This is a genomic window from Haloplanus litoreus (assembly GCF_045690335.1).
GTDB lineage: Archaea > Halobacteriota > Halobacteria > Halobacteriales > Haloferacaceae > Haloplanus > Haloplanus litoreus.
Genome location: NZ_CP147874.1, coordinates 316,322 through 341,677 on the forward strand (window position 1 = coordinate 316,322; position 25,356 = coordinate 341,677).

General features: G+C 69.7%; 26 protein-coding genes. 12 read left to right on the plus strand and 14 right to left on the minus strand.

Annotation, left to right across the window (positions count from 1 at the left end; translation table 11 throughout):
- Positions 1 to 119 precede the first annotated feature (119 nt).
- From V8686_RS01845 to yciH, 4 genes are all read left to right on the plus strand, one after another.
- Positions 120 to 1,082: an AAA family ATPase gene (locus V8686_RS01845; protein ID WP_379702252.1), complete on the plus strand. Its 963-nt coding sequence runs from the start codon at positions 120 to 122 to the stop codon at positions 1,080 to 1,082.
- Positions 1,082 to 2,125, plus strand: coding sequence for a DUF58 domain-containing protein (locus V8686_RS01850; RefSeq protein ID WP_379702253.1), 1,044 nt, complete (start codon positions 1,082 to 1,084; stop codon positions 2,123 to 2,125). The genes V8686_RS01845 and V8686_RS01850 overlap by 1 nt, the downstream gene beginning before the upstream one ends.
- Positions 2,122 to 4,311 carry a transglutaminase TgpA family protein gene (locus V8686_RS01855; RefSeq protein ID WP_379702254.1) on the plus strand — a complete coding sequence of 730 codons (2,190 nt, stop codon included), beginning with the start codon at positions 2,122 to 2,124 and terminating at the stop codon, positions 4,309 to 4,311. Before V8686_RS01850 ends, V8686_RS01855 begins: the two co-directional genes overlap by 4 nt.
- Positions 4,312 to 4,384: 73 nt before the next feature.
- Complete coding sequence (gene yciH / locus V8686_RS01860; protein WP_049935096.1) at positions 4,385 to 4,678, plus strand: stress response translation initiation inhibitor YciH; 294 nt, start codon at positions 4,385 to 4,387, stop codon at positions 4,676 to 4,678.
- 48 nt (positions 4,679 to 4,726) lie between these two features.
- On the opposite strand, the gene V8686_RS01865 is transcribed toward yciH, so the two are convergent.
- Positions 4,727 to 5,083 (minus strand): rhodanese-like domain-containing protein, encoded by a 357-nt coding sequence (locus V8686_RS01865; protein ID WP_379702255.1) that lies wholly within the window; start codon positions 5,081 to 5,083, stop codon positions 4,727 to 4,729.
- 41 nt (positions 5,084 to 5,124) lie between these two features.
- On the minus strand, positions 5,125 to 5,316 hold the full coding sequence (locus V8686_RS01870; RefSeq protein ID WP_379702257.1) for a hypothetical protein: 192 nt from the start codon (positions 5,314 to 5,316) through the stop codon (positions 5,125 to 5,127).
- Between the two features lie 120 nt (positions 5,317 to 5,436).
- On the opposite strand from V8686_RS01870, the gene V8686_RS01875 reads away from it, so the two are divergent.
- On the plus strand, positions 5,437 to 7,086 hold the full coding sequence (locus tag V8686_RS01875; protein ID WP_379702258.1) for a methyl-accepting chemotaxis protein: 1,650 nt from the start codon (positions 5,437 to 5,439) through the stop codon (positions 7,084 to 7,086).
- On the opposite strand, the gene V8686_RS01880 is transcribed toward V8686_RS01875, so the two are convergent.
- Complete coding sequence (locus V8686_RS01880; RefSeq protein ID WP_379702259.1) at positions 7,083 to 7,376, minus strand: DUF3006 family protein; 294 nt, start codon at positions 7,374 to 7,376, stop codon at positions 7,083 to 7,085. The genes V8686_RS01875 and V8686_RS01880 overlap by 4 nt on opposite strands.
- A complete protein-coding gene (locus tag V8686_RS01885) occupies positions 7,373 to 8,791 on the minus strand; it encodes a lamin tail domain-containing protein (protein WP_379702261.1) in 1,419 nt (472 codons plus the stop codon). Before V8686_RS01885 ends, V8686_RS01880 begins: the two co-directional genes overlap by 4 nt.
- A 110-nt stretch (positions 8,792 to 8,901) precedes the next feature.
- Here V8686_RS01885 and V8686_RS01890 point away from each other — a divergent pair, with 110 nt between their 5' ends.
- From V8686_RS01890 to V8686_RS01900, 3 genes are all read left to right on the plus strand, one after another.
- Positions 8,902 to 11,121 carry a type II/IV secretion system ATPase subunit gene (locus tag V8686_RS01890; RefSeq protein WP_379702262.1) on the plus strand — a complete coding sequence of 740 codons (2,220 nt, stop codon included), beginning with the start codon at positions 8,902 to 8,904 and terminating at the stop codon, positions 11,119 to 11,121.
- Positions 11,122 to 11,264: 143 nt separating this feature from the next.
- Positions 11,265 to 12,401 (plus strand): site-2 protease family protein, encoded by a 1,137-nt coding sequence (locus tag V8686_RS01895; RefSeq protein WP_379702264.1) that lies wholly within the window; start codon positions 11,265 to 11,267, stop codon positions 12,399 to 12,401.
- A 53-nt stretch (positions 12,402 to 12,454) separates the two neighbouring features.
- A complete protein-coding gene (locus V8686_RS01900; protein ID WP_379702265.1) occupies positions 12,455 to 13,759 on the plus strand; it encodes an acetamidase/formamidase family protein in 1,305 nt (434 codons plus the stop codon).
- Positions 13,760 to 13,792: 33 nt separating this feature from the next.
- On the opposite strand, the gene V8686_RS01905 is transcribed toward V8686_RS01900, so the two are convergent.
- On the minus strand, positions 13,793 to 14,053 hold the full coding sequence (locus tag V8686_RS01905; protein ID WP_379702266.1) for a ubiquitin-like small modifier protein 1: 261 nt from the start codon (positions 14,051 to 14,053) through the stop codon (positions 13,793 to 13,795).
- A gap of 140 nt (positions 14,054 to 14,193) precedes the next feature.
- Between V8686_RS01905 and V8686_RS01910 the strand changes: the two genes are divergently transcribed.
- Both V8686_RS01910 and V8686_RS01915 read left to right on the plus strand, forming a co-directional pair.
- Positions 14,194 to 14,340: a hypothetical protein gene (locus V8686_RS01910; RefSeq protein ID WP_379702267.1), complete on the plus strand. Its 147-nt coding sequence runs from the start codon at positions 14,194 to 14,196 to the stop codon at positions 14,338 to 14,340.
- Between the two features lie 2 nt (positions 14,341 to 14,342).
- On the plus strand, positions 14,343 to 14,558 hold the full coding sequence (locus tag V8686_RS01915; protein WP_379702269.1) for a hypothetical protein: 216 nt from the start codon (positions 14,343 to 14,345) through the stop codon (positions 14,556 to 14,558).
- On the opposite strand, the gene V8686_RS01920 is transcribed toward V8686_RS01915, so the two are convergent.
- The gene (locus V8686_RS01920) at positions 14,555 to 15,337 is read right to left on the minus strand and encodes an iron-sulfur cluster assembly protein (RefSeq protein ID WP_379702271.1); all 783 of its coding nucleotides are present in this window, start codon (positions 15,335 to 15,337) and stop codon (positions 14,555 to 14,557) included. The two genes, V8686_RS01915 and V8686_RS01920, sit on opposite strands and share 4 nt — an antisense overlap.
- A gap of 3 nt (positions 15,338 to 15,340) precedes the next feature.
- Positions 15,341 to 16,408, minus strand: a complete 1,068-nt coding sequence (locus tag V8686_RS01925; RefSeq protein WP_379702272.1) for an amidohydrolase family protein — start codon at positions 16,406 to 16,408, stop codon at positions 15,341 to 15,343.
- A gap of 100 nt (positions 16,409 to 16,508) precedes the next feature.
- Between V8686_RS01925 and V8686_RS01930 the strand changes: the two genes are divergently transcribed.
- Complete coding sequence (locus V8686_RS01930; RefSeq protein ID WP_379702274.1) at positions 16,509 to 17,552, plus strand: NAD(P)-dependent alcohol dehydrogenase; 1,044 nt, start codon at positions 16,509 to 16,511, stop codon at positions 17,550 to 17,552.
- Between the two features lie 18 nt (positions 17,553 to 17,570).
- On the opposite strand, the gene V8686_RS01935 is transcribed toward V8686_RS01930, so the two are convergent.
- Entirely contained in the window at positions 17,571 to 19,385 is a 1,815-nt protein-coding gene (locus V8686_RS01935; RefSeq protein ID WP_379702275.1) for a receiver/sensor box histidine kinase, read from the minus strand.
- A 236-nt stretch (positions 19,386 to 19,621) separates the two neighbouring features.
- On the opposite strand from V8686_RS01935, the gene V8686_RS01940 reads away from it, so the two are divergent.
- Positions 19,622 to 19,876 carry a hypothetical protein gene (locus V8686_RS01940; RefSeq protein ID WP_379702277.1) on the plus strand — a complete coding sequence of 85 codons (255 nt, stop codon included), beginning with the start codon at positions 19,622 to 19,624 and terminating at the stop codon, positions 19,874 to 19,876.
- A gap of 127 nt (positions 19,877 to 20,003) precedes the next feature.
- Here the strand turns inward: V8686_RS01940 and V8686_RS01945 are convergent, their stop codons facing one another.
- From V8686_RS01945 to V8686_RS01970, 6 genes are all read right to left on the minus strand, one after another.
- Positions 20,004 to 21,953: a PAS domain S-box protein gene (locus tag V8686_RS01945; RefSeq protein ID WP_379702279.1), complete on the minus strand. Its 1,950-nt coding sequence runs from the start codon at positions 21,951 to 21,953 to the stop codon at positions 20,004 to 20,006.
- Positions 21,954 to 22,301: 348 nt separating this feature from the next.
- Positions 22,302 to 22,625 (minus strand): hypothetical protein, encoded by a 324-nt coding sequence (locus V8686_RS01950; RefSeq protein ID WP_379702280.1) that lies wholly within the window; start codon positions 22,623 to 22,625, stop codon positions 22,302 to 22,304.
- Between the two features lie 120 nt (positions 22,626 to 22,745).
- Positions 22,746 to 23,195, minus strand: a complete 450-nt coding sequence (locus V8686_RS01955; protein ID WP_379702282.1) for a universal stress protein — start codon at positions 23,193 to 23,195, stop codon at positions 22,746 to 22,748.
- 51 nt (positions 23,196 to 23,246) lie between these two features.
- Positions 23,247 to 23,918 carry a DUF7119 family protein gene (locus tag V8686_RS01960; protein WP_379702284.1) on the minus strand — a complete coding sequence of 224 codons (672 nt, stop codon included), beginning with the start codon at positions 23,916 to 23,918 and terminating at the stop codon, positions 23,247 to 23,249.
- A 58-nt stretch (positions 23,919 to 23,976) separates the two neighbouring features.
- A complete protein-coding gene (locus tag V8686_RS01965; protein ID WP_379702286.1) occupies positions 23,977 to 24,798 on the minus strand; it encodes a hypothetical protein in 822 nt (273 codons plus the stop codon).
- A gap of 48 nt (positions 24,799 to 24,846) precedes the next feature.
- Positions 24,847 to 25,293 carry a pyridoxamine 5'-phosphate oxidase family protein gene (locus tag V8686_RS01970; RefSeq protein WP_379702287.1) on the minus strand — a complete coding sequence of 149 codons (447 nt, stop codon included), beginning with the start codon at positions 25,291 to 25,293 and terminating at the stop codon, positions 24,847 to 24,849.
- Positions 25,294 to 25,356 lie beyond the last annotated feature (63 nt).

The following is a 25,356-nucleotide window of genomic DNA, read 5'->3' on the forward strand; positions in this document are numbered from 1 at the left end:
CTGACGGAGGTCGACGCTCCGGCCGAAGGTATAGGTGCGTCGGGGTGTTACACACTCTCACCCGCCGTCGGTCGGTGGCCCGGGCGCCCGGGCGTGGTCGTCGGCTCGATACACCATCCATGACGGACGCAGGCATCCCGGAATCGGACCACGCGGATCACGTACCGCCGCTGTCGGTGTCCGCGGCCACGTCGCTCACCGACCGAATCATCGACAACGTCGAGGAGGTCATCGTCGGTCAACACGACGCCATCGAGCACATCCTGGTCGCGATGCTCGCGCGCGGCCACCTCCTGTTGGAGGACGTTCCCGGCGTCGGGAAAACCGTCCTCGGACGGGCCGTCGCCACCTCCGTCGACTGCTCGTTCAAGCGCGTCCAGTTCACGCCCGACCTCCTGCCCTCCGACGTCACCGGCGTCAACGTGTTCAACCAGAAGACCCGGGAGTTCGAGTTTCGCCCCGGCCCCGTCTTCGCGAACGTCGTCCTGGGAGACGAGATCAATCGCGCGCCGCCGAAGACACAGGCCGCCCTGCTGGAGGCGATGGCCGAAGAGCAGGTGACCGTCGACGGGGAAACTCGCCGGCTCCCCGAGCCCTTCACCGTCATCGCGACGCAGAACGACGTCGAACCCGGGCGGACCTACGATCTGCCGATGGCCGAAATCGACCGCTTCATGAAGAAACTCCGTCTCGGCTACCCCGACGAGGACGAGGAGACGGCGCTGTTAGAACGGGTCGCCGGCGACCACCCCATCGAGTCGCTCGGTCCCGTCGCCACCTTGGACGACCTGCGAGGTGCTCGCCGGACCGTCGCGGACGTGACGCTGAGCGAACCAGTCCGGCGGTACGTCTCGCGACTGGCGACTCACACCCGCGAAGGTGCGACGCTCGGCGTGAGTCCACGGGGCGCCATCGCCCTCGTCCGCGCCGCCCAGGCGCGGGCGGTGCTCGACGGGCGCGACTACGTCGTCCCGGACGACGTGCAAGCCGAGGCGCCGAGCGTCTGGAGTCATCGTATCGACGCCGACCGCCCGGGTCGTGACGTGGTCGAGGCCGCACTGACGGCCGTCGCCGTCGAGTGATGCTCCGCGTCCTCCCGACCCGCCGCGGACTCGCCCTCCTTGCCGTCGCCGTTACCGGCGTCGCCATGAGCGTCACGTTCGGGGCGCGCTCACTGGACGCCGTCGTCCTGCCCGCGTTCGTCGCGCTCGTCGCCGCGGGTGTCCAGCTCTTCCTGCTCGATCCGCCCCGCGCCGAGCGGACGCCGCCGCCGCCCGCCACCCCCGGGTCGACGGGCACGGTCGGGCTCTCCTTCCGCACCGACACGCCCGTCACCGCCGTCGTGCGCGACCACCTCCCCTCTGGCGTCGACGGCGACGCCGAGGCGACGGTCCTCGTCGGCGGCGACCCCGTCGAGTACGCGGTGACCTACCGCGAGCGCGGCGAACACGCCCTCGGTCCCGCGGCCGTGAGCGCCCGGGACGTCCTCGGCCTCGCGCGGCGCACGTTCGTCACCGAGGACCGGGACGCCGTACTGGTGTATCCGCGGGTGTTCTACCCGTCGACGGCCGTCAGCGAGCGGTTACGGGGCCTCGCCGCGCCGGACGAGGGCGCCGAACGCGGCGCGTTCGACCACCTCCGCGAGTACGCCCGCGGCGACTCCCTTCGGGACGTCCACTGGAAGTCGAGCGCCAAGCGCGAGGACCTGGTCGTCCAGGAGTTCGCCGACGACGACGACCAGCGGACGGTGACGATGGTGGCGGACGCCGCCCCCGGCCGGGCCGACGCGATGGCCGAGGCGGCCGCGACTGTCGGCTACGCCCTCCTCGACGAGGGTGTGGCCGTCTCGCTCACGACACCGGCCGGCCAACTCCTCCTGACACCGGGCGACACCGACCGACTGCTCGCCCACCTCGCCCGCGTCGGCGACGGCGACGTCGGTGTCGAGGCGGACGTCGCCGTCCGGGCGGACGAGGACACGGTGACCGTCCGCGTCGACGGCACGGTGCGCCCGTTCGATCCCGGTCGGCGGCGGCCGGTTGGTGGCGACGCGACGGCCCGCACGGACGACGGGACGCGGGCCGCGGTGCCGTCGCCGTCTCGGTCCCCGGAGGTGCGGGCGTGAGCACCGACACCCGTGCCGCCGGCGTCCTTCCCGGGTCGCTCGAACCGAACTTCCGCGTCGCCGCCCTCGTCGCCCTCGTCGCGCTGACCGCCTCCTACGGGAGCGTCCTCTATCACGTGACGGACGTGGTCGGGGGGTCGCGGCTCATGCTCGCGACGCTTCTGGGGACCGCGACGCTGGCCGTCGCGACGGGACGGATCCTCCGGGTGCGGACCGCGTTGCTCCTCACCGCGCTGTTTCTCGTCGGCGGCCTCGCGGTGTACATCCTCTCCGTCCCTGCGAGTCAGCGAGCGCTCATCTCGGTCGACCGACTGCTCTCCGACACCGTTGCCCTCCTCACCGGGCTGTCGGTCCTCCGCCTGACACAGGCGAACGTCTGGGCGCTCTCCGTCGCGCCGACCCCCGTGTTCCTCTCTTGGTATCTCGCGGTTCGCCGGCGGTACGTCGCGAGCGTCGCCGTCGGCGGCACGGCCCTCGCAGTCGTCGTGCTGACCGGCGACGCGGGGTCCGTCACGACCCTCGCGGGGACCGTCGGCGCCGCTGGCGTCGTCGGATTCGGGACGCTCGATCGGTACGGCGGCACGGCCGCACAGGTCGATACGCTGGTGATCCTGCTCGTGGTGATGGTGGTTGCGGCGGCGACGCTCTCGGTGGTGCCGTCGACGCGGGCGACCCCCGTCCTCCCCGACCGGAGTTCGCCGTCGGGTGTCACGAGCCTCGTCGACGCCCAGGATCAGGTGTCGGTGGTGGGTACCATCCGCCTCTCCCCGCAGGTGCAGTTCTCCGTCGAGAGTTCGGCCGAGAGCTACTGGTCGACGGCCACCTACGACCGCTACACCGGGTCTGGGTGGGTACGCTCCGGCGAGACCGACCCCTTCGTGGGGCGGTTGCGTGGTCCCCCCGGGGGCGGGCGCGAGGTGCGCCAGACGGTCACCGCAGAGACGGAACTGGGGGCGATGCCGGCGGCGTGGCGACCGACGGCGGTGACGGGGCTCGCCGAGTCCCGGATTCGGGTGACGCCACGGGGGAGCCTCCAGCCGACGACGACCATCGATCCCGGCGAAACCTACACCGTGACGAGTCGGGTGAACCGGCCGGACACGGCCGACCTCCGGGCCGCGGGCACCGACTACCCCGACGAGGTGGTCGAGACGTACACGCAGCTTCCGGCCTCGACGCCGGACCGGGTCGCGGACCGCGCGGCGGCGGTGACCGCCGACGCCGAGACGCCCTACGACAAGGCGGCCGCCATCGAGGCGTATCTGGAGTCGAACAAGCGGTACTCGCTGACGGTCGAACGGCCCGAGGGCGACGTCGCCGACGCCTTCCTCTTCGAGATGGACGCGGGCTACTGCACCTACTACGCGACGACGATGGTGACGATGCTGCGGGCGGAGGGCGTCCCCGCGCGCTTCGTCACCGGTTACACGTCGGGCGAACGCGTCGACGACGGCGAGTACGTGGTTCGCGGCCTGGACTCCCACGCCTGGGTACAGGTGTACGTCCCCGACGAGGGGTGGGTGCGCTTCGACCCGACGCCGGCGGCACCCCGGGAGTCCGCGGAACGCACCCGGATCACCGATGCCCGCCAGAGCGGCGAAGCGGGCGTCGACACCGAGGAGACGCTCGAATCGACGCCCACGCCGACGCCGGACGGCGGCGACGGGAGCACCGACGGGGGGACCACGCCGACGCCCACGCCGGACGGCGGGGCCGACGCCGCGGGCACCCAGCCCGGTCCGGTCGGCGACACCGGCGCGACCGCGCCGGTATCGACCGAGAGCGGTCCCAGCCTCCCGTCGCGGGAGACGCTGGCGCTGTGGGGGGTCGTACTCGTTGGCGTCGGTGCGGCGCTCAGGCGGACCGGCGCGGGCGCTCGTGCGGTCCGGGCGGTGTGGCTGCGGCGACGCGGGGCGCGCCGTGATCCCGACGCCGACGCCGTGCGGGCGTTCGAGCGACTGGTCTACCTGCTCGAACGCCAGGAGCGGCCGCGGCGGCCGGGCGAAACCCCGCGAGCCTACGTCGAACGCGTGACGGCCGACGACCGGGCCCGAGCGGTCCTGACGACGTACGAACGCGCCCGGTACGGTCCCGGTGTCGACCGGTCGGCGGCGGACGAAGCGACCGACGCCGTCGGCGAACTGGTTCGGGAGCGGACGCTGCCGACCCGTCCGTTCGTCCGGTGATCGGCCGTCCGAACCGCCGTGGCTGGGCGTCCCGACACTGTTTAATAGTCCCATCCAGTAGCTTTACCCTGTAATGTCGGAAGTCTGCTCGACGTGCGGGCTCCCTGAGGAACTCTGCGTCTGTGAGGACGTGGCCAAGGAGTCTCAGGAGATCAACATCCGCATCGACGAGCGCCGCTACGGAAAGGAGGTAACGATCATCGAGGGGTTCGATCCGAAAGACGTCGACATGGACAGCCTGTCGTCGGACCTGAAGTCCAAGTTCGCCTGCGGCGGCACCGTCGAGGACGGCTCCATCGAACTCCAGGGGAACCATCTCGGCCGCGTGGAGGACTTCCTCCGCGACAAAGGGTTCAACGTCGCGTGATCGTCACCTAGCCCGCCCGTCGAGCCACACCCTCCGCGAACCGCCCGTTCAGAACGGCGAGTCCGGCGTCTCGCCGTCGACTGCCGCTCCGTCCGTTTCGAGCGGTCCCTCCCACGCGTCCAGCCCGCCAGCCATGCTCTCGACGCGAGCCTCCCCCGTGCCCTCGTAGGAACTGATGAGCCGTGCGGCCTGTACGCTCGCCTTGCCGTGCGGACAGACGGTGACGATACGGTCGGCGTCGGCGAACTCGTCGATCCGATCCGGTAGGTCTCCGAATGGCACGTTCTCGCTGCCCGGGATATGCCCCCGGCCGAACGCCCCGGGTGATCGGATGTCGATCACTCGCGGCCGGTCGTCGCTCTCCAGCAACGCTTCGACTTCGTCGGGCGTGATTTCGGCGTCCATACGCGCCAAACGGGGGTCGAGCGGAATAAGCCCCCGGGTCGCTAGTCGGTGTGGAGGACCGCCGTCGGGAACCGCTCGCGCCGCTCGACCGGATCGACCGGCAGGTCCCGCCACTCGTTCAGGTCGGTCCCGGGAGCCGTCCACAGGCGCGTCGGCTTCCCGACCCGATCCGCGTACTCGGCGGCCGAGCGCGTCGTCGACGTCCATCGGTGCCCCCGTTCGTCACCCGCCACACTCCGAGTCCCACCCGTGGGAATCGGACGCACCGCTCAGTCACGGAGTCGGGCGTCCATTCCTACGCACTGATAATCGGACCCGTGTCTTCATGTAACCCGCCCATCGAGTGGCCAACCATGTTGCTGGATCAGTATCGACGGGCGCTGTGGGGGACGATGGATCTCCTCGGGATCACCGAATCCATCGAGCGCAAGATCGTCGCCGCGGTGACCATCCAGTTCGGCGTCGCCATCGTCCTCGCCGTCCTCCCGTTCCTCCTGAACGGTGCCGTTCGGACGCTGGTGACGTTCGGCCTCCTCGCCGGCGCCGCCGTCGCGTTCGCGAACACGCTACTCATCGCTCGCCGTGATTTCGTCGGCCCGGTACGGATGCTCGAAGACGCGGCGACGACCATCGCCGCCGGCGAGGTCGACGACGCCCACATAGAGGCCCACGATCAGGACGACGAGATCGGGAGCCTCGTCGCCGCGTTCGACGATATGCAGGCGTCGCTCGCGACCGTCTCCGCACAGGCGGACGCCCTCGCCGGGCAGGAGTTCGACGCGCCCGTTCTCGAGGAGTCGGTGCCCGGCTCGTTCGGCGACTCGCTCGACCGGATGGCGGACAATCTCCGGACGAACACCCGCGAACTGGAGGCGTTGACCGACCACCTCGAACGGACCGCCGACCGGTACGGCGACGTCATGGCCGCCGCCGCCGACAAGGACCTCTCGGTGCGGATGGACCCCGACGAGGAGAGCGCGGCCATGGCCTCCATCGCGCGGTCGTTCAACCGGATGCTCGACGATCTGGAGGAGACGGTCGGCGAGGTGTACGCCTTCGCGGACACCGTCTCGGAGCGGACCGTCGACACCTCCGCCGACCTCGGTGAGGTGGCGCGAGCGAGCGAGGAGATCAGCGATGCCACCGGGGACATTTCCACCGACGCGGAGGAACAGCGCGACCAGCTCCAGCGGATCGTGAGCGAGATGAGTGACCTCTCGGCGACGGTCGAGGAGATCGCCGCCTCGGCCGACAGCGTCGCCGAAGTGGCCACCCGCACCGCCGACATGGGCGACGAGGGGCAGGAAGCGGCCGTCGCGGCGCTCGACCGGATGGACGCCATCGAGACGCAGGCGACCGAGACGATGGATCAGCTCCGCGAACTCGACGACCGGATGGCTCGGATGGGCGACATCGTCGCCACAATCTCCGACATCGCCGAGCGCACGAACCTCCTCGCGCTCAACGCCTCCATCGAGGCCGCCCACTCGGGCGAGGGCGCCGAGGGCTTCGCCGTCGTCGCCGACGAAGTGAAGTCGCTGGCCGAGGAGGCACAGGCCGAGGCGACGGACGTTCAGGAGATCATCGACGGCGTGCAGACCCAGACCACGGCCACCGTCGAGGGGATGCACGAGACGACCGAGGAGGTCGCCGACGCGGTCGAAACCGTCGAGGACGCCATCGAGTCGCTCGACAACATCGCGGCACTCGCTCGCGAGACCGACGAGGGGATGCGGGAGATTTCGGACGCGACCGACCAGCAGGCCGCCTCGACCGAGGAGACCGTCGCCATGGTCGAACAGATCGAGACGACGAGCGAGGAGACGGCCACCGAGGCCACGAGCGTCGCCTCGGCCGCGCGGGCACAGACGGACTCGCTCGACGACGTCTCCGGCCGCGTCGACGACCTGGCCGACCAAGCGGATACCCTCCTCGCGTTGCTGGAGGCGTTCGAACTCTCGACCACGGAGTCGACGACCCGGGCCGACCCCGTCCCGGCCTAGCTCTCCGACTCGTCGTCCGCCTCCGGCGGCCGCGACGACAGGCGTTCGAACCGCTCCCGTAGCGCTCGCCGGCGCGCCGCCGTCCCCGACGGATCGTGTCTCGCCGACGCGAGCGCGCCGTCTTCGAGGGTCACGGTCAGGACCGCGTCGGCCGTCCGTGCCGCCGGCGGCAACGCCGTCGCCTCGACGGTCAGGGCGACCAGGCACCCATCCTCGCGTTCGACCTCGAGCGTCGCCAGGCCGTCCTCGATCCGATCGACTACCGCCCGGTACGTGCCGTCGGGGATCACGCGTACCCCTCCGTCAGGACGCGCTCGCCGTTCGCCGTCGTCACGATCACCGTGTCGCCGTCGTTGTTCCAGACCGGCCGCGTCGATCCCCAGTAGAGATCGGTGGCGGTGTCGGTGCCCGCCCCGGTGTGCAGCGTCAGCGTCGCCCCCGGGGCGAGCGTCGTGCCCGCCGGGACGGTGTAGGTCGCCCCCGCCGCGTCCGCCACCGTCCACCCCGAGAGGTCGAGCGGTTCCGTCCCGCCGTTCGCGAGGACGAGGTACTCGTCGTCGAGGTTGTTTCGGTCGTCGCCTTCGGCGTCGGCGTGGACCGTGACGAGGCGCAGACCGCCTTGGTCACGGCCGCCGTCGGTCACCGGCGGCGTCGTCGCCCCGTCCGTCGCGTCGACCGTTACCCGCGCCGTCACCGGGTCCGTCGTGCCCGGCGGAACCGGATCGCCCTCGCGGAGTCGTACCGGGTCCGTGGGCGCCGCTCGCTGTGTCGCCACGGTCGTTCTCGCCCCGTCGCTCACGAGGACGACGTGGCCGTGCGTCGCCGTCCAGTACGTCCGGACCGAGCGGTCGGCGAGTCGGGACAGCGTCTCCGCGTGGGGGTGCCCGTACCGCGAATCGGCGGCGCTCGAGATCACCGCCACTCGCGGGTCTACGGCGCCGAGAAACACCGGATCCGTGCTGCCTCGACTCCCGTGGTGGCCCACGGCGAGGACCGTCGACCGGAGGGCCGCGCCCTCGGTCCGGACGAGCGTCGACTCCCCGGCGTCCTCCGCGTCGCCCGTCAGCAGGACGCTCGTCTCGCCGAACGACGCCCGCAGGACGACGCTGTTTTCGTTCCGGTCGCCGCCGGCCAGCGGCGTCTCGGGCGGACCCAACACGTCCACGTCGACGCCCGCCAGCGGAATCTCGTCGCCCCGGTGGGTCACGTACAGCGGCACGTCGTGGGTCTCCACCGCGTCGAGGTAGCGCTCGTAGGTCCGGGTGCTGGCGACGAGGCCCGAGTCGTAGACGGTGCCGACGCCCCCCGCCTCAGTCTCGTAGTATTCGATCACCGCCGCGTTACCGCCGATGTGGTCCGCGTCGGCGTGGGTCGAGACGAGGGCGTCGAGTCGGTCGATGCCCTGCCGCCGGAGGTAGTCGAGGACGTGACGCCCCTCGTCGGTGAAGTCGCCGGTGTCGACCAGTAGCGTCTCGCCCGTCGGCCCGACGAGGAGCGTCGCCGACCCCTGGCCGACGTTGACGAAGTGGACCGAGAACGTCCCGTTGCCGCCCGGTTCATCCGGCGACGGCGGTGGGCCCGCCACCGTGGGCGTCGGCGTCGACGTGGCGGTCCCGCCCGGCGCGGGTACCGGCGCGCCGCTACACCCCGCGAGGAGGACGGCGAGAGCGAGCGCCACGGCGAGGTGTCGGCGGCTGACTGGCACGGCCATCCTTCGGCACGCGAGCGGTTAGATGCATCGGGCACCCCGAGTATTATCAGTGATAGCGAGGCACCAACGGCTATGTCGCTCCCGCGGGAGGTGTGGCCCGACGGATGAGTGATGGACCGACGCTGTCGGTCGGCGGCGGAGCGTCGGGGGCCGGCGACGGTCCCGTACCGGCGCCACGGCCGCCGGACGACGCCGGGGCGTGGTACGCACCGGACGTGGTCGCACAGTACGAGGTGTCGCCCGGCGTGGTGGCGACGATTCGCGAAACCGACGACGAGTTCGCCTACGGCGTCCGCGAACCCGGTCTCGGTCCCGTGGACCGCGCCGCGATGGAACGTATTCGCGAGCACTTCACCGTCGTCAATCGCCGCCGCCCGTTGACGCGGGAGGGGACCGCCGAACGCGCCGCGGCGGGGTTCGAACCGAAGTACCGCCGAGCGCTCGACCGCCTGATCGACGCCTCCCCCGCCGCGTGGCGCCGACTCACCTACCACGCTCTCTGTGAACTCCGACTGCTGGAGGCGTCGACACCGCTCGCCCTCGACGACCGGATCGAGGTGGTCGACGTGGGACGCGGCGACGACCGGGTAGTCGTCCACACGGAGAACTACGCCCCCGCCCAGACCGACTTCGACGCCGACGCCCGGTTCGTCGACCGGGTCGCCGGCGAGCGCCTCCGTCGGTACGCCGTCGACTTCGCGGGCTTCGACGTGCCCGTAGTGATCTACCGCGAACATCTCCTGGGGAGCGACCAGTTCTCGACGAAATATGCCGTCCTCGAGCCGGATCTCCTCCCCGGCGACGAGCAACTCATCGAGGAGTGCAAGGAGCGTATCTGGGAGGCCAACGTCGAGGACGTCGTCGAGGATCGGCACGCCTTCGTACGGGAGCGCGCCCGCCAGTTTCTCTCCCGCCGGCTCACCGCCCGCAACACGCGAGCGTGGGTCGCGGCGACGAAGTATCGCCTGACGACGGCGCTGGCGGAATACGGCCTCGCGGTCCCGCCCGTCGACAGCCGGTACGCCACCGACCGCCTCGACGACCTGGTCTACTACGTCCTCCGCGACTACGTGGGCCACGGCGTCCTGACGATCCCCATCCGCGATCCGTCCTTGGAGGACGTAGAGGCCAACCGCGTCGGCGAACGCGTGAAGGTGATCCCACGGGCCGACGAACTCCCCGTCGGTCGGGTGCCCACGAACCTCGCTTTCGACGACGAGACGGCCTTCGTCAACGTCGTCACCCAGCTCGCCGCGAGCGACGGGACGGAACTCAGCGCGAGTCGGCCCAGCGCGAAAGTGAACCTCGAACCGCCCGGCGTCGACGAGACGATTCGATGTGCCGTCGCCCTGCCCGTCATCTCCGAAGACGGCCCGCACGTCTCCATCCGAAAGCAGGCCGGCGACGCGATGACGCCCGTCGACCTGATCGACCGCGATGCGCTCTCGACGGAGCTCGTCAGCCTCCTCTGGATGCTGTACGAGAGCCACGGCGTCGTCCTCTTTTCGGGGCCGACGGGCGTGGGGAAGACGACGCTCATGAACGCCCACATGCCCTTCGTCCCCTACGACGACCGCCCCGTCTCCATCGACGAGGGGAGCCGCGAGGTGCGCCTCCCCCACGAGACGGGAATCTCGCTGACGACTCGCGACCACGAGAACGAGTACAAGCGGGTGACGATGGCCCGGTTGATGACCGAGACGAACTACCTGAATCCGGACGTGGAGGTCATCGCGGAGATCAACACGCCCGCCTCCTTCGAGACGTTCGGCGAGACGCTCAACACGGGACACGGCGTCATCGGCACCACCCACGCCGAGGACGTCGAGACGCTCATCAACCGCGTGATCGAGCAGGGGCTCGCGCCGTACCTCCTCCGGGAAATCGACCTCGTCGTCTTCCCCCACCACGTCGACGGCGACCGCTACGTGGCCGAGGCGGTCGAACTTCTGAGCGAGCGCGAGTACGAGACCCTCGACGGCGGGACGCTCCCCTCGGGCGCCGTCGAGAAGGGCGGGCGCACCCTCTACTGGAACGTCGTCGCGCGCCGGGACACCGACGGCCGCTTCCGCGTCGACTACGCCCACCCGCATCTCGACGACGGCCACCGGTCGCTCGGCTTCCGCCTCTTCCACCGACTCGCCGACGCCAGCGACCGCGAGGTGGAGGCCGTCGAAGCCGAGTTCCACCGGAAGCATCGGTACGTCCAGTATCTCGTCCAGGAGGGCGTCACGGATTTCGAGGCGCTGTTCGGCTTCGTCTCCGACCTGCGGACGGACGAGGCGGCGACGGTCGAACGAGCGCGGAGCGGTCCCGGCGACTGATAGCGATCGCTGTAAGTCATTCCCGGTGGGTCGCCGGCTACCCGAACTCGGTCGGCGGCAGGTTGTTGTAGACCGTCCCGTACTCGCCGTCCCGGACCACTGGCGTGACGCACGATTAAGTGTCCGGAGCGACCATCGCTGTTATGAGAAGCTATACGGTAGCCAACATTTGGGGAATCCCGATTCGGATCAACACGTCGCTGTTGATCTTCCTCCCCATCCTCGCGTGGCTGATCGGGAGCGGGCAACAGATCGAACTCTACGCCGGGGTCATCGAGAGATTCACCGGCATCGGGTTCGACATCGCTCGCCTCCGGGCCGGATCGACGCCGTGGCTGATCGGCGTCGTCGCGGCGGTGGGACTGTTCGTGAGCGTGACCGTCCACGAACTGGGGCACTCGTGGGTCGCCATGCGCTACGGACTGGAAATCGAGTCGATCACGCTCTGGATCCTCGGCGGTCTCGCGGCGCTGAAGACCTTCCCGAAGGAGTGGAACCGGGAGTTCTGGATCGCCATCGCCGGTCCCGTGACGAGCGTCCTCGTCGCCGCGGTCTGTTACGCCGCGGTTCTGGTGGTACCGGAGTCGCTTCCAGTCCCCCGGTTCGTCTTCGGCTGGCTCGCCATCGTGAACGTCACGCTGGCGGTCTTCAACCTCCTGCCGGCGTTCCCGATGGACGGCGGGCGCATCCTGCGTGCGCTGCTCGCCCGCTCGCGCCCCTACGGCACCGCGACCCGTATCGCCGCCCGGATCGGCGTCGGCTTCGCCTTCCTCTTTGCCATCGTCGCCGTCCTCAACTTCCAGCTCATCCTGTTGCTTCTGGCCTTCTTCATCTACGGCGCCGCGACGACGGAGTCGAAGGCCGTCCTCCTCGACGAACTCCTCGAGGGACTCACCGTCGGCGACATCATGACCCGGGAGCCGGCCACCGTCGACGCGACGACGACAGTCGAGGAGTTCGGCCGGCTGCTACTTCGGGACCGCGAGTCGGTCCACCTCGTGACCGACGGCGGGATGCCGGCCGGTCTCGTCACGCTCGAGGACCTTCGTGCGGTCAAGCGGACGGATCACGCGACGATTACGGTCCGAGAGATCATGCGCGACGTGCCACGGATCGACGCGACCGCCGACGCCTTCGACACGCTGGTTTCCCTCCAGGGGGCGGACGGAATCGACGCCATCGTCGAACGCGACGGGGCGCTCGTCGGCGTCCTCTCCGAGGCGGACTACGCCCACGCCATGACGATACAGCGAGGGTTCCGGAGCAGCGTCGGCGGGTAGCAGTGCGGAGCGCCCCGTGACAGTTATTGCCGTACCCGACAATCTTCGATCGTATGTCCCAACAGATCCAACAGGAACTCGACGTCGACCGGTTCACGCTCGGCCTCGTCGGTCCGGACCAAGAGTGGGCGGGAACGGTCGCCGACGGCGGCACGGTGCGCACCCACACGCCACCCGCGTGCTGGGGACCGATGATCACGCCCGAGTTCCGCGGCGGTCACGAGGTCACACGTCCGATCCGTGTCGAGAACGCCGAACCCGGCGACGCCATCGCGGTCCACATCCGCGACGTGGAGGTGACGAGCGTCGCCACCAGCACCGGGAGCATGGCCGAACGCGAGGGCGCCTTCGGCGACGACCCCTTCGTCGACCACCGCTGTCCCGAGTGCGGGACGGCGTGGCCCGAGTCCGTCGTCGAGGGGACCGGCGAGGACGCCATCAGATGTGCGGAGTGTGGCGCCAACGCCTCCTCGTTCGGCTTCGAGTTCGGCTACACCGTCGCCTTCGACGACGACCGGACCGTCGGGCTGACCGTCGGCGACGCGGGCGCGACGGACCTCGCCGAACGCGCCCACGAAGCGATGGCCCTGCCCGAGCACTCCCGCCAGCACCCCATCCTGCTCTACAAGCCCGCCGAGATTCCGGGGACGCTCGGCCACCTCCGCCCCTTCATCGGCAACATCGGCACGACGCCGCCACGGGAGTTCCCCGACTCACACAACGCCGGCGACTTCGGGCAGTTCCTCATCGGCGCCGGCCACGACTGGGGCCTACCGGACGAGGACGCGCTGGCGGACCGGACCGACGGCCACATGGACTCGAACGACGTGCGGCCGGGGGCGACGCTGATCTGTCCGGTGAAAGTCGAGGGCGCCGGCCTCTACGTCGGTGACCTCCACGCCAACCAGGGCGACGGCGAACTCTCCTTGCACACGACCGACGTGAGCGGCCGCACGGAACTGGGGGTCGAGGTCATCAAGGGCCTCGACATCGACGGCCCCCTGCTCCTCCCGAACGTCGAGGATCTGCCGGACATCGCGAAGCCGTACACGGGCGCCGAACGCGAGACCGGCACCGAACTGGCCGCGCAGTACGACGTGGACGAGGTGGCCGACGCCGCGCCCATCCAGGTGATCGGCTCGGGCGCGACGATCAACGACGCCACCGACAACGCCTTCGACCGCGCGGGCGCCCTGCTCGACATGACGGAAGGCGAGGTGCGCGCCCGCTGTACCTTCACCGGCGGCGTCGAAATCGCCCGCCTGCCCGGCGTCGTCCAGCTGTCGATGCTCGCGCCGATGGACCGCCTCGAATCCGTCGGCCTCGCCGACACCGTGCGCGAGCAGTACGACCTGTGAACGGGGGCCGTGCGCCTCGCTCCCGCCGTACGCTCACCCCCCGCGCATCGCCGGAAACACCGCCACCTCGGCGTCCGCCGGACAGTCGTCGTCGAGGGCTGCGCGCTCGCCGTCGACGGTGACCCGCACGCTCGGCCGGAGGGCACCGTCCTCGTCGACGAGGTGGGACTCGGCGCGCGGGTAGGCGGTCACGAGGGCGTCGAGGACGCCGCGTACCGTCGGTTCGTCCGGGTCGACACCGACCCGCTTCGTACCCGTCGCCGACCGCAGGGGGCCGTACACCGTGAGGTCCATACGTCCCAGACGGGCGCCGTCCGCAAGTATCGTCGCGTTTCGAACCGCGTGCACGTCCCATCGCGCGGAGTCCCCCGATCGGGCGAGCGTGACTTCCGACGGCGACAGGCTTAGGGTCGAGACACACGATACCACGGTGCATGGAAGCCGAAACCGCGTGTCAACGCTGCAGCGAGTCGTTCGACTACCGCGAGTCGACCTGCCCCCACTGTGGGTGGAGTCGCGAGGAGTGGGTCGCCGACGGGCGCTACGGACTGGGCCGTGCCGGTCTGGGGGCGCGTGACTGACGATGGGCGCCGAAAACGAGTGTCTCGGCTGCGGCGTCGACATCGACTACGACGCGGACGCCTGCCCGGAGTGTGGTTGGGACCCGGCTGACTTCGCCGCCCGCGGCCGCTACGGGCTGGCGAAACCGGGCCACGGCGAACCGGGGGACGACGGGGACGGTGATCGCGACGGGGCGAGCGCGCCGCCGCCTGGCCCCGGTGGCCTGCTCGGCTTCTAGTCCGACCGCATCGACAGCGGCGGCCGGTCCTCGGCGCGGCGTGACTCGTGGAGTGCGTCACAGACCGACCCCTGCCCGCTCATGTTGACGCCGGCGAGTCGCGTCCTGTGGCGCACCGTCTCGAACGCCGCCGGGGCGATGGGGTCGCCCTCCGGCGTCCGGAACAGTGCGGGATGATCGTCGGCCAGCAGGCCGGTCGCCCGCGCCTTCTCGAGGTATCGCTCCAGCGGCTCGGCGTCGACGGTCACCGCGAGCGAGCCGTCGCGGACCCACACCCGGGCGCGGCCGGCCTCCTCGTCGATGGCGAGGTCCGCCCGCGTCAGTTCGACGATCTGGTCACCGTCGAGGCCGGCGTCGAGGAGTACCTCCGTGGCGTCGTGCTGGCGGGAAACCCGCGCCTTCCCGTCGAGTTCGGCGCGGACGGGCGCGACGCTCCCGTCGGCGTCGGGGAACGCCTCGCCGAACGACAGCCCCTCGTTGACGCCGCGGTTGATCTCCGTCTCGTGCATGTGTTCCCGGAGGTCGATCCGGACGTCGGTCACCCCCGGCAGCGACGCCACCTCGTCGCGGGCGTCGGTCGCCATCATCCACGCGAAGGCGGGCGAACACCACGCCGTCGGGAGCGTGAACGCGACGGACACCCTCTCCCCTTCGATCCGAATCTCGTCCACGTAGTCGAGTTCGACGATGGAGGTGTCGAGTTCGGGGTCTGTGACCCGGTCGAGGCGCTTCCGGACCCGGGTGGCCGTCACGTCGTCGTCGAGTGAGTTCGCGCCCATGGGTCAGTCGTCCGCCGGGCCCGCGGCCGTGTCGCCGGCGTAGTGGTCCGCGAGGCCGAACTCCTCGGTCACGTCGTCCGACCGGAACTGTTCTCTCTTCGCCTCGATGTCGATATCGTACAGGCGGGCGGCGTTCTCGCCCATGATCTTCTTTTTCGTCTCCAGATCGAGTTCGACGCCGTACTCGTCGCGCTGTTCCTCGGTCAACTCGGCGTTCATCACCACGTCGACCAGCCAGTCCGGATTCCAGAGCGCGTAGTCGGAGCCGAAGAGGAGGCGGTCCTCGCCCAGCCAGAAGAGGAGTTCGCCCATGATCTCGCCGAACTTCCGCGGTCGGTGGACCGCCATCGGCGCCGCGACGGCGAGGCCGCCGTAGACGTTCGGCTCCTGGGCGGCGATCCAGCAGAAGTCGTCCAGTCGCGGCAGGCCGACGTGTTCGACGACGAAGTTGAGTTCGGGGAAGGAGGTGGCGGCGTCGTCGACGTCGGCAACGTCGAAGGCGTCGCGGTTGAGTGGGCGGATGGTCGGTCCCTTGTGGGGGTGGACGTTCCGGATTCCCAGGTCGGCACACTTCTCCAGAAACCGGAACGACTCCTCGCTGTCGAGGCGCCACCCCTTCGAATCACCGCGCCACTCCGCCGTGTAGAGTTTCACGCCCTGGAGGTCGTACGTCTCGTTCAGTTCCTCCAGATACGCCAGTCCCTCCTCGCCGTCCCGGGGGTCGAAGGCGCCGTTGAGGACGAACCGCTCGGGGTACTCCTCGGCGAGTTCGGCGTTCTGCTCGGCCGTGTTGAAGCCATCGTCGTAGAAGTCCGTGAGGTAGGTTGGCTGGAAGATGCCCATGTCGACCGCCGCCGACCCGAACAGGTCGTTCATCATCCGGTCGGCGCCGTACTTGCGGTACTCCTCCAGTGACCACTGACGCTCCTCCGGGGTGAACGCCGTGTGGTAGTCGTAGAAACACTGGATGAACTGCTCGCCACCCTCGTGGACGATGTTCTCCTCGCTCGCGTCCCACAGGTGCAGGTGCGAGTCGATGACGAACACGTCCTCTCCCTCGTACTCGTACATGGTACGACCGTCCGTGAGTAATGATACCAAATAACTATTATGGTCGTTCGTGATTGTCGGTGGAGCAACGTTTTTTGTGTCGGGGGTGAACCTCCCACACATGCTCGCCGCACGACTGCACGCCTACACGGACGACATGAGCGAGGCGCTCTCCATCGACGAGGTGGCGCGGCCCGCCGTCACCGGCCCCGACGACGTACTCGTCGAGGTGGAGGGCGCCGGCTGGTGTCAGACTGACAACCACATCATCGAGGGGATGTGGACCGACTACGCACCACAGGACCTCCCCATGACGCTCGGTCACGAGAACGCGGGAACGGTCGCCGAAGTCGGCGGGAACGTCGACATCGTCGAACCCGGTGATCGGGTGATCTGCCACCCTCACGTGACCTGCGGCACCTGTCGGCCCTGCCGTCTCGGCGAGGACATGTACTGCGAGAACGCTCAGTTCCCCGGGCTGACGACCGACGGCGGCTTCGCGGAGTACCTCCTCACGAACGAACGGGCGGTCATTCCGCTTCCCGATGGCGTCGACCCGACGGACATCGCCCCGCACGCCGACGCCGGCATCACCGCCTACCACGCCGCGAAGAAGGCCGTCCGCGAACTCGACCCCGGTGATCACGCCGTGGTCATCGGCGTCGGCGGCCTCGGCCACATCGGTCTCCAGTGTCTCGACGCGATGAGCGCCGCCGAAATCACGGCACTCGATCTCAAACCGGCGGCACGCGACCTAGCGGCGGATCTCGGCGCCCACCACACAGTCGACCCGGCGAGCGCGGACGTGGCGGCAGAAATCGAGGGAATCACCGACGGCGTGGGCGCCCAGCAAGTCCTCGACTTCGTCGGTGCCGACGAGACGACGGGCTACGCGCCCGACATCGTCGCCGCGGGCGGCGACCACCACGTCGTCGGCTACGGCGGCCACATCCACGAACCGTCACAGGCGCTCGTCAACGGGGAGTTCGCCTACCGCGGCACGCTCGTCGGTCGGTACACCGAACTGCAGGAACTGGTCGCGCTCGTCGACCGTGGCGACGTGGAACTGCGTACCTCGCGGTACGATCTCGACGACATCAACACCGTGGCCGAACGGCTCGAACACGGCGAAATCGAGGGCCGAGCGGTCGTCGTGCCACCGTAAGCGGCGTCGCTCGCGCGGTCACTCGCCGTCCTCGTCCTGCGGTCGCTCGACCCGTCCGTCCTCCGCCGCCGCGATGCCTCCGAACTCGAAGCGGGCGCCCCCGTCCGCGCTCTCGGTCACCACCACCTCCCAGCCGTGGGCCTCCGCGATGCTCCTGACGATGTTGAGACCGAAGCCCGTCCCGTCCGGATCGGTCGAGTACCCCGTCTCGAACACCCGGTCGCGCTCCGACTCGGGGATGCCGGGGCCGTCGTCGGCGACGTAGAACCCGTCGTCGGTGCGCCCGACGGTGACGGTCAGTTGGGCATCGCCGCCCTCGCCGCTCGTCGCTCCCCGCGTGAACGACTCGACGTCGGCATCGCGACCGGCCGCCGCCGTCCCCTCCGGGGCGCCCGACCCCGGGTCGGAGGGGCCACGTTCGACGCTGTCACCGGACTTCGTCCGGTTGCCCGTGGAACCGTGTTCGACGCCGTCGCCGGCCTGCGGCCGGCTGCCCGCGGAACCATGTTCCACGCTGTTCCGAAACAGGTTCTCGAACACCTGGACGAGTCGCTGCTCGTCGCCCTGGACGACCCCTAGCGAGTCCTCGACGACGAGCGTCGCTGCCCCCGTCGTCGTCGTGTTCCACGCCCCCTCGACGACCGATTCGAGGTCGACCGGGGTGAACTCGCTCACTGTCCGCCCGTTCCGTGCCAGCGTGAGCACGTCGTCGATCAGCTCGTTCATCCGGTCGAGTGCCTCCCCGACCCGCTTCAGGTACTCCGCCGCTCCGGTCTCCCGGGCGAGTTCGAGGTTGCCCTGTGCGACGTTCAGGGGGTTGCGAAGATCGTGTGAGACGACGCTCGCGAACTCGTCGAGGTGTTCGTTCTGGTGGGCGAGTTCCTCCTCGCGCCGGGCGAGCTTGTCCCGGGCCGCCATCGAGTCGAGGGCGTGGCCGACGCTCTCGCCGAGTTCCGTGAGTGCCTCCCGCTCCGAGGCGTCGAACACGTTCGATCGATTGGCGTAGACGCTGAGAAGGCCGTAGACCCGGCTAGCTCCGACCAGCGGGACGACCGCCATCGACGCCACCCCCCGGCTCTCCAGGAGGTCCCACCACGGTTCCAGACTCGGCTCCGCGAACACGTCCTGCACGGGCTGGATCTCTCGCGTCCGGATCGCCTCCCCACCCGGTCCCCGGCCGAGTGGCTCGGTCGGATCGACGGTGACCTCGAGCGAGTCGATATACTCGTCGTCGTGACCCGCCCACGCCACCGGGCGAATCCGTGTGGTTCCCGGCGCGTATCGACCGAGCCACGCGCTGTCGTAGATGTTCGACGCCGTGAGTCGCTCGCAGACCGCCGTTTCGAGTTCCGCCCGGTCGGTCGCGTTCATGATCTCCTGGGTCGCGATCCGGAGCGTGTCGTTGATCCGGGTCAACTGGGCCGCGCGGTGTCGCTGGTGTCGGCCGCGGGCGTCGTAGACACCGATCACGACCCCTCCGAGCACACCGAGCGTGGTAGCGTTGAGGAGCGTCCCACCCGTCGCCAGCATCGACTGGCCGCGAACGGCGGCGTCGAGAAATAGCCAGCCGATGGCGGCACCGAGCGACAGCGAACCCACGCCTCCCCACGCCATCACCCGGTCGGCGAACTGCTCGGGAACGAGTTCACCCCGACGGACCAAGGTACCCACGCCGGTTATCGACAGCGAGAGCAACAGCGGGACGAACGCCTCGACTACCACCAGCGCCGGCGTCGACCACAGCAGAACGGCGGTCCGAAGGTGGAGCGCCGAGAGCGCGAGACCGGCCACCGTGACGACCGTTCCGCTCGTCCGTGCTGACCATCCCCCCATTGTACGTTCCATTCGGCCGCCCCCCGTATATACGCTCGCCGACAGAATCACCTGTGAGAATCGAACCCTCGTCGGTGCGCCGGCAGGCCTATGTCACTCGGGGCCTGCGGTCGGACGATGTTGGTACCGAGCCACACCGCCACCGTCCCGGGTCGCCTCGTCGTGACCACCCTCACGTCGGTTCGACACCACCGTCGCCGTCTCGCCGGGCACGCGGACCGGTGGTGGTCGCGGCGATGACCGATCCCCTCGCGAGCGTCCGGACGGACGGGGCGAGAATGGCTCTCGCCGTCGTCGGCGTCCTCGCCGTCGTCGTTGTCGGATTCGGGGTGGTCGTCGGGTCGATCAGGCTCCTCCTGCCGGTGGTGTATCCACTCGTCCCGTCCGCCGATCCGACGGTCGTCGCGGCCGCCGTCGGCTTCACCCCCGCCGCCGTCTACGGCGTCGCCGTGGCCGTCGTCCTCCGACGGTGGCTCGTCGCCGAAGCGTGAGTCGACGGTCCGGCGGAACGCCGACCTCGTCGAACCCGTCGCCACTCGCTCCACCTCGAAGGGGCGGGGGATGGACGTCTACGCGCCGGTCCCCGTCACGCTCGTCTGCCGGCGGGCCGACGGTTGCTCACCGGAACAGGACCGTCGGTCCTCGCTCGACCGCTGTCACCGACTCCTCGGGACCGATGCCGGGAAGTCGCACCGTCGCGATCGATCCCTCGGCGTCCGTCCGTGCCTCGATCTGGAAGGAGCCGCCGTACCGCGTCACGATCCAGTTGACCAGCCACAGGCCCAACCCCGACCCGTGGACCAGTTCCGTCTCCTGGCCCCCGGCGATGACGGCCGTCTCCATGTCGTCGATTCCCGGCCCGTCGTCGGTGACGGTGACGGTCACCCACTCGTCGTCGTCAACGGCCGCCACCTCGACCCACGGCTCGGCGGCCGGGTTGTGTCGGACCGCGTTCCCCGCGAGTTCGACGAGCGCCCGTTCCAGTTCCGGACCCGCACAGATCCCGCGTTCGGTGTCGATCCGCGTCTCGACGGTCGCTCCCTCGGGGAGGCCGGATACGACCGCCTCGAACAGACTCGACGGATCGAGACGGGTCGGATCGCGCTCTCGCCGGGCGTTTCGCTCCAGTTCGCGTGCCTGCTCGCTCAGACTCACCAGACGATCCGCCGTCCGTTCGATGCGTTCGCCCAGAGTAGCGAGGTCCGCCGGCTCCACGTCCCCCTCCCGGAGCAGTCTCCCCGTCCCGCTGACGACGTTCATGTCGTTGCGGAGGTTGTGCCGGAGCACCCGGTTCAGCAGTCGTATCAGCTGTTCGGTGCGCTTGCGCTCGGTCACGTCCGTCTGGAAGCCGAGGTAGTGGCTGATCGTGCCGTCCTCGGCGTCCACCGGACTGAGGCGCACCTGGCTCCAGAACGGCGTTCCGTCCACCCGGTAATTGATGAGTTCGACCGACGCCGGCTCCTCGCGCTCGATGCGCTCGCCCAACAGGTCGGTCGCCCCGGGATCGGTCGCCTCGCCCTGTAGGAACCGACAGTTCCGTCCCAGCATCGCCTCGGCGTCGTAGCCGGTCACGCGCTCGAACCCCTCGTTGGCGTAGACGAGCGGCAGGTCGCCGTCGCGTGCGTCGGCGATGGATATTCCCACCCGTGCCTCGTCCATCGCCCGGGTCTTCAGGTGGAGTTCCCGCTCCCGTGCCTTCCGAGCGGTCACGTCTCGACCGACACCCTGGACGCCCGTCACCTCCCCGTCCGCCCGGATCGGCGTGCCGTTCACCGCGACGACGACGCGCTCGCCGTCGGTGTCCTCGAAGGTGAGTTCGAGGTCCTCGACCGTCTCGCCGTTCATCGCCCGGTCGAACGCCAGAATCGCGTCGCTGATCGACGACGAATCGAGCCACGCCGAGAACGACGTCCCGGTCAGGTCCGCGGGGGCGTAGCCGAGCACCCGCTCTACCGCCGAGGAGACGTAAGTGAACGTGGCGTCGCGGTCGATCCGAAAGAGGACGTCGAAGCTGGTTTCCGCGATACCCTCGAACCGGGCTTTCTCGCGTTTCAGCCGCCGGTTCCGTCGCTGTAGCTCCCGTTCGTGTGCGCGCCGTTCGATCGCCTGCCCGATCAGCTTCCCCAGCAGTTCCAGAAACACCTCCTCGGCCTCGGTGAACGGCCGCTCGTGCTCCCGTTCGGCGGCGAAACAGACCGTCCCGTAGGGTTCGTCCGCCACGGTGACGGTGACGCCGATGTAGGTGCCGAGACCGAACGTCTCGACGGCCCGGTCCGTCACGGACGGCGACGCCGGGGCGTCCCGCACCGCCAGCGTGCCGTCCGATTCGAGCGTACGGCGACAGTACGCCTCGTCCAGCGGACAGCGCTCGCCCACCTGGAGCAGGTCGTGGTCCCCGGTCGTCGCGATGATCTCCTGTACCCCGTCCTCGATATGCGTGAGAAATCCGATCGGCAGTCCCAGATACTCCGTTCCGATGGCGAGTGCCCGCTCTACCTGCGCTACGGTGTCGCTGTCCGAGTCGGCAAAGACGTCGTAGATCTCCTCGCGATAGGCGCTGGCGTCCATTCGACCCCGGTTGGGTCAGGACCGACTTATGTGCGTTGGGAGAAATTTCACGGATGATTCTCGGCCGCCGTGCGGTCTTTGTCCGTGGTCGCACATGGCCGACGTCCGTCGGGACGAACTCCCCGCACTCGTCGCCCGCGCCGCGCTCGGAGCCGCTGCCCTCCTCGCTGCCCGGGTCGCCCCCCGGTCCCCGGCGCGGCCGCGTGGGACTCGTGACCTACGGCGCGCTCCTAGCCGGTGTCCTCGTGGAACCGGGACATCCCCTAACTCGACTCCTCGGGGTCGTCGCCGGGGCGCGTTCGGGGGCGTCCCGACGACGGCACGTCTCGGTCGCTACGAGACTCCCGCTCAGTCCAAGCGCTGCCAGTTGGCGGCCTCTTCGAGCGCCGGGAGGGCCGTTTCGAGGTCCATCCGCGCGGCGCCGTAGAACCGCTCCCGTCCGATCGGAGTCCGAACGCGGACAGCGACGGTTTCGCTCGTCACGTCGAATATCGACACCTCCCACGCCGACCCGGTGTGGGTCCACTCGCTACGGAGCGCCGACTCGTCGTCCTCGACCACGCGAGAGCCGAGCTCCCAACTCAATCGGCTCAGGTGGGTGAGGTCGAGCGGCACCACCCCGGGCAATCCCGTGTCTGCGTCGCCCGAGGGGCGGGAACCATGTATTGCCATACCACGTCCCTCACGATCCCTCACCAAAAATCTGATCGTTCCATCGTGAGCACGGACTGGTCGGAACTGGCGGCCCAGCAACCGCTCTGCACGTCGACGCCCGTTCGTCGGCGGCCGCCGTCACTCCGCGTGGCGGACGATGTGGACGTCGTACCGCGCGTCCGACGAGAGGGGGTCGCCGACGCTCGTCATCGGCGACGACACCCGACCCGCGTTCTCGCTCCCGACGAAGAGAATCGAGACGTCGAGTTCCCCCGCCACCGCTCTGATCGTTCGGGTGACGTCGTCCGTCGCCGTCGCCGTCGCGTCCTCGCTGTCCGTCGGCCGTTCACACCGGAACTCCACGCCGTCGTCGACGGCGCGAACCCGCTGCTGGAACCGCACGCAGAGGTCGTCCGGTCGGTAGGCCTCGTTGGGGTCGATCCACCCCCGCTCCACCGCGAACGACCGGTCGTCCGGGATGACCGTCAGGGCGACGACGGCCTCGTTCCGGTACGCCCCGAATTCGCACGCTCGTTTCAGCGCCGTCTCTGCGAGTGCCGAGTCGTCGAATGGAACCAGTAGCGTCACGGGGCGCGCTTCGGCCGCCTCGGTCTTATAGTGTCTCCCCGGCCGACACGATCAGAGATCCAGAAAGTCGTCGAACGCCTCGGCCACTAGGTCGTCGGGGTCGCAGTTCTCGATGGACGCCCGGCGCCGGAGCTCGATGTACTGGGCGGCCGGGAGCGTCACGTCCATCCGGCCGAAGGTCAGCCCGCGGTCGTCGAGGGCCGCCTCGACGCTCCGGCCGTCGCTCACCTCGCTCGCGAGTCGGCGAATCTCACGGACGGTGAGGTCGTGTTCGAGCGTCGCCCACGCCAGCGCGTAGCGGTCGTCGCCGGCGACGCGCGCGATGTGTTTCGCCGCCGTCGGCGCGATGGTGCCGCGGGCGACGTGGCGTCGGATGGCCTGGGGCAGGTCGTGAACCCGCGCCCACTTCCGGATGAAGGCGACGGAGACGTCGCCACCGGCGCGTTCGGCCGCGGCCTTGTACGAGCCGACACCCCGAACCAGCGCGGCACACGCCGCCGCCCCGCGGAGCATGTAGACGTGGTCCTCGGACCCCACCGTGTTCTCGGCGAAGGACCGGACCACGTCCGCGGCGAGTTGCACGCTCTCGGGGTCGTCCGGGTCGAAGCCGACGGCTTCGTCCGCCCGCTCACCCGTCACCGACGGATCGGCACGCACGACGGGTTCGCCGACCGGCGACTCCCGGTCGACCGGGCGGTCGGGCACATCGGAATCGTCGCTCATCGTAGAGTCCGTTCGGCGAGGACACTCAAAAGTGTCCCGTGCGCGTGCGCTCGGTCGGTCAGGCCCCGTCGACGGTCACCCGAATCACCTCCCCGGACGCGAAGTCGTGCGCCGGACAGACGAGTTTCGCGCCGAAGGCCGCGTCCTGCGCGATAAAGAGCGACAGTCCCGTGATCGGCCGCCCGTTCGCCCGGAGCGTCACGCCGTCCCACGCCACCGCACGGCCGTCGGCGACGCCGACGCGGCCGCCCGCCACCGAGACGGGTGTGGGACCGTCGCGGGCGGGGAGGACGCCGCCGCCGTCGTAGTGGGGGCACCCGCCGTCGAGGACGACCCCCGGCGCGGCTGACAGCCCCGCCCACGACCCCGGCTCCGGGTGTTCCGGTCGGTCGAGGACGACGTAGGTGTCGCCCACCTCGCGGACGGTTCCGGTGCCGTCCCAGTCGAGCGGACACACCGGGACGTCCACCTCGACCGGAAGCGACCCGGCTGCACGGTACGGGTTCGCGTCCGGGTCGCGGAAACCGAGGTGGACGTGGTTGTCGACCCAGGGACCGAAGAAGCCGGAGCGGACCATCTCGCCGAGGGCGTCGCCGACGGCGACGTGATCGCCGGCGTCGACGGCGGGGTCGACGTGGAGGATTCGGGCGACGTGGTCGCCGGTGTCGATCAGGATCAGATGATCCTCGGCGACAGCGTAGGATCGGGAGGGGGCGCGCACGGTTCGGGTGTCGCGGACGACGCCCGCGACGGGCGAGAGTCCCTGGTTCGTCTCGGGGTAGAGGTCGATGGCGCACCCGCGGTCGTGGGCGGCGTAAGGGGAGTTGAACAGGGAGAACCGCCGGAAATGCGACAGCGTCGACGCCGGAACCGTGACCATACCGGTGGTTCGGGCGCGCGGGCTTATACCGTCGGGTCGCGCGGCCGGTCAGGGATCGCCGGGTGTGGTCGGTACGGCGCCGAACTTGCGGCCGGAGCGCTCCTCCGGGCACAGACGGTAGAACTCGAACGAGAGGGCGTCGGGGTCGGTGTCGAGGCTGATGTCCACCGTCGGGATGGTGGCGTTGGCCGCGATGGCTCGCATCGCGACGGGGTCGTCCCCGTCGGGTACGGGCCCCAGTTCGCCGCGGACGATCACGCTCCGTGCTGGCTGTTCGGTGAAGGCGGTGAGCGTCGCGATCTCGGTCGTCGCGACGAAGTCCATCTTGTCGCTGTCCGACCCGTGTACCAGTTGGAAGTAGACGTAGTCGCCGTCGTAGCCGAACGATTCGGGGATGGCGTACGTCTCCGCGCCGTCGGTCAACGACAGCACGCCGGCGCCGGCCGCACGGAGCGTCTCGTCGACTTCGGTTCGGGTCATCGCGTCGGCGGTCATACGTCGAACGGCGTTCGGCGGCGAGTATATAGCTTAAGTTACCGGGTGGTGGGACGAATCCCC

Excerpts from the sequence above, each read along its gene's own strand:
- V8686_RS01845 (WP_379702252.1), top strand. The coding sequence starts at position 120 with ATGACGGACGCAGGCATCCCGGAATCGGACCACGCGGATCACGTACCG.
- V8686_RS01850 (WP_379702253.1), top strand. The coding sequence starts at position 1,082 with ATGCTCCGCGTCCTCCCGACCCGCCGCGGACTCGCCCTCCTTGCCGTC.
- yciH (WP_049935096.1), top strand. The coding sequence starts at position 4,385 with ATGTCGGAAGTCTGCTCGACGTGCGGGCTCCCTGAGGAACTCTGCGTC.
- V8686_RS01865 (WP_379702255.1), bottom strand. The coding sequence starts at position 5,083 with ATGGACGCCGAAATCACGCCCGACGAAGTCGAAGCGTTGCTGGAGAGC.
- V8686_RS01875 (WP_379702258.1), top strand. The coding sequence starts at position 5,437 with ATGTTGCTGGATCAGTATCGACGGGCGCTGTGGGGGACGATGGATCTC.
- V8686_RS01890 (WP_379702262.1), top strand. The coding sequence starts at position 8,902 with ATGAGTGATGGACCGACGCTGTCGGTCGGCGGCGGAGCGTCGGGGGCC.
- V8686_RS01895 (WP_379702264.1), top strand. The coding sequence starts at position 11,265 with ATGAGAAGCTATACGGTAGCCAACATTTGGGGAATCCCGATTCGGATC.
- V8686_RS01900 (WP_379702265.1), top strand. The coding sequence starts at position 12,455 with ATGTCCCAACAGATCCAACAGGAACTCGACGTCGACCGGTTCACGCTC.
- V8686_RS01905 (WP_379702266.1), bottom strand. The coding sequence starts at position 14,053 with ATGGACCTCACGGTGTACGGCCCCCTGCGGTCGGCGACGGGTACGAAG.
- V8686_RS01910 (WP_379702267.1), top strand. The coding sequence starts at position 14,194 with ATGGAAGCCGAAACCGCGTGTCAACGCTGCAGCGAGTCGTTCGACTAC.
- V8686_RS01915 (WP_379702269.1), top strand. The coding sequence starts at position 14,343 with ATGGGCGCCGAAAACGAGTGTCTCGGCTGCGGCGTCGACATCGACTAC.
- V8686_RS01920 (WP_379702271.1), bottom strand. The coding sequence starts at position 15,337 with ATGGGCGCGAACTCACTCGACGACGACGTGACGGCCACCCGGGTCCGG.
- V8686_RS01925 (WP_379702272.1), bottom strand. The coding sequence starts at position 16,408 with ATGTACGAGTACGAGGGAGAGGACGTGTTCGTCATCGACTCGCACCTG.
- V8686_RS01930 (WP_379702274.1), top strand. The coding sequence starts at position 16,509 with ATGCTCGCCGCACGACTGCACGCCTACACGGACGACATGAGCGAGGCG.
- V8686_RS01935 (WP_379702275.1), bottom strand. The coding sequence starts at position 19,385 with ATGGGGGGATGGTCAGCACGGACGAGCGGAACGGTCGTCACGGTGGCC.
- V8686_RS01940 (WP_379702277.1), top strand. The coding sequence starts at position 19,622 with ATGACCGATCCCCTCGCGAGCGTCCGGACGGACGGGGCGAGAATGGCT.
- V8686_RS01945 (WP_379702279.1), bottom strand. The coding sequence starts at position 21,953 with ATGGACGCCAGCGCCTATCGCGAGGAGATCTACGACGTCTTTGCCGAC.
- V8686_RS01950 (WP_379702280.1), bottom strand. The coding sequence starts at position 22,625 with ATGGCAATACATGGTTCCCGCCCCTCGGGCGACGCAGACACGGGATTG.
- V8686_RS01960 (WP_379702284.1), bottom strand. The coding sequence starts at position 23,918 with ATGAGCGACGATTCCGATGTGCCCGACCGCCCGGTCGACCGGGAGTCG.
- V8686_RS01965 (WP_379702286.1), bottom strand. The coding sequence starts at position 24,798 with ATGGTCACGGTTCCGGCGTCGACGCTGTCGCATTTCCGGCGGTTCTCC.
- V8686_RS01970 (WP_379702287.1), bottom strand. The coding sequence starts at position 25,293 with ATGACCGCCGACGCGATGACCCGAACCGAAGTCGACGAGACGCTCCGT.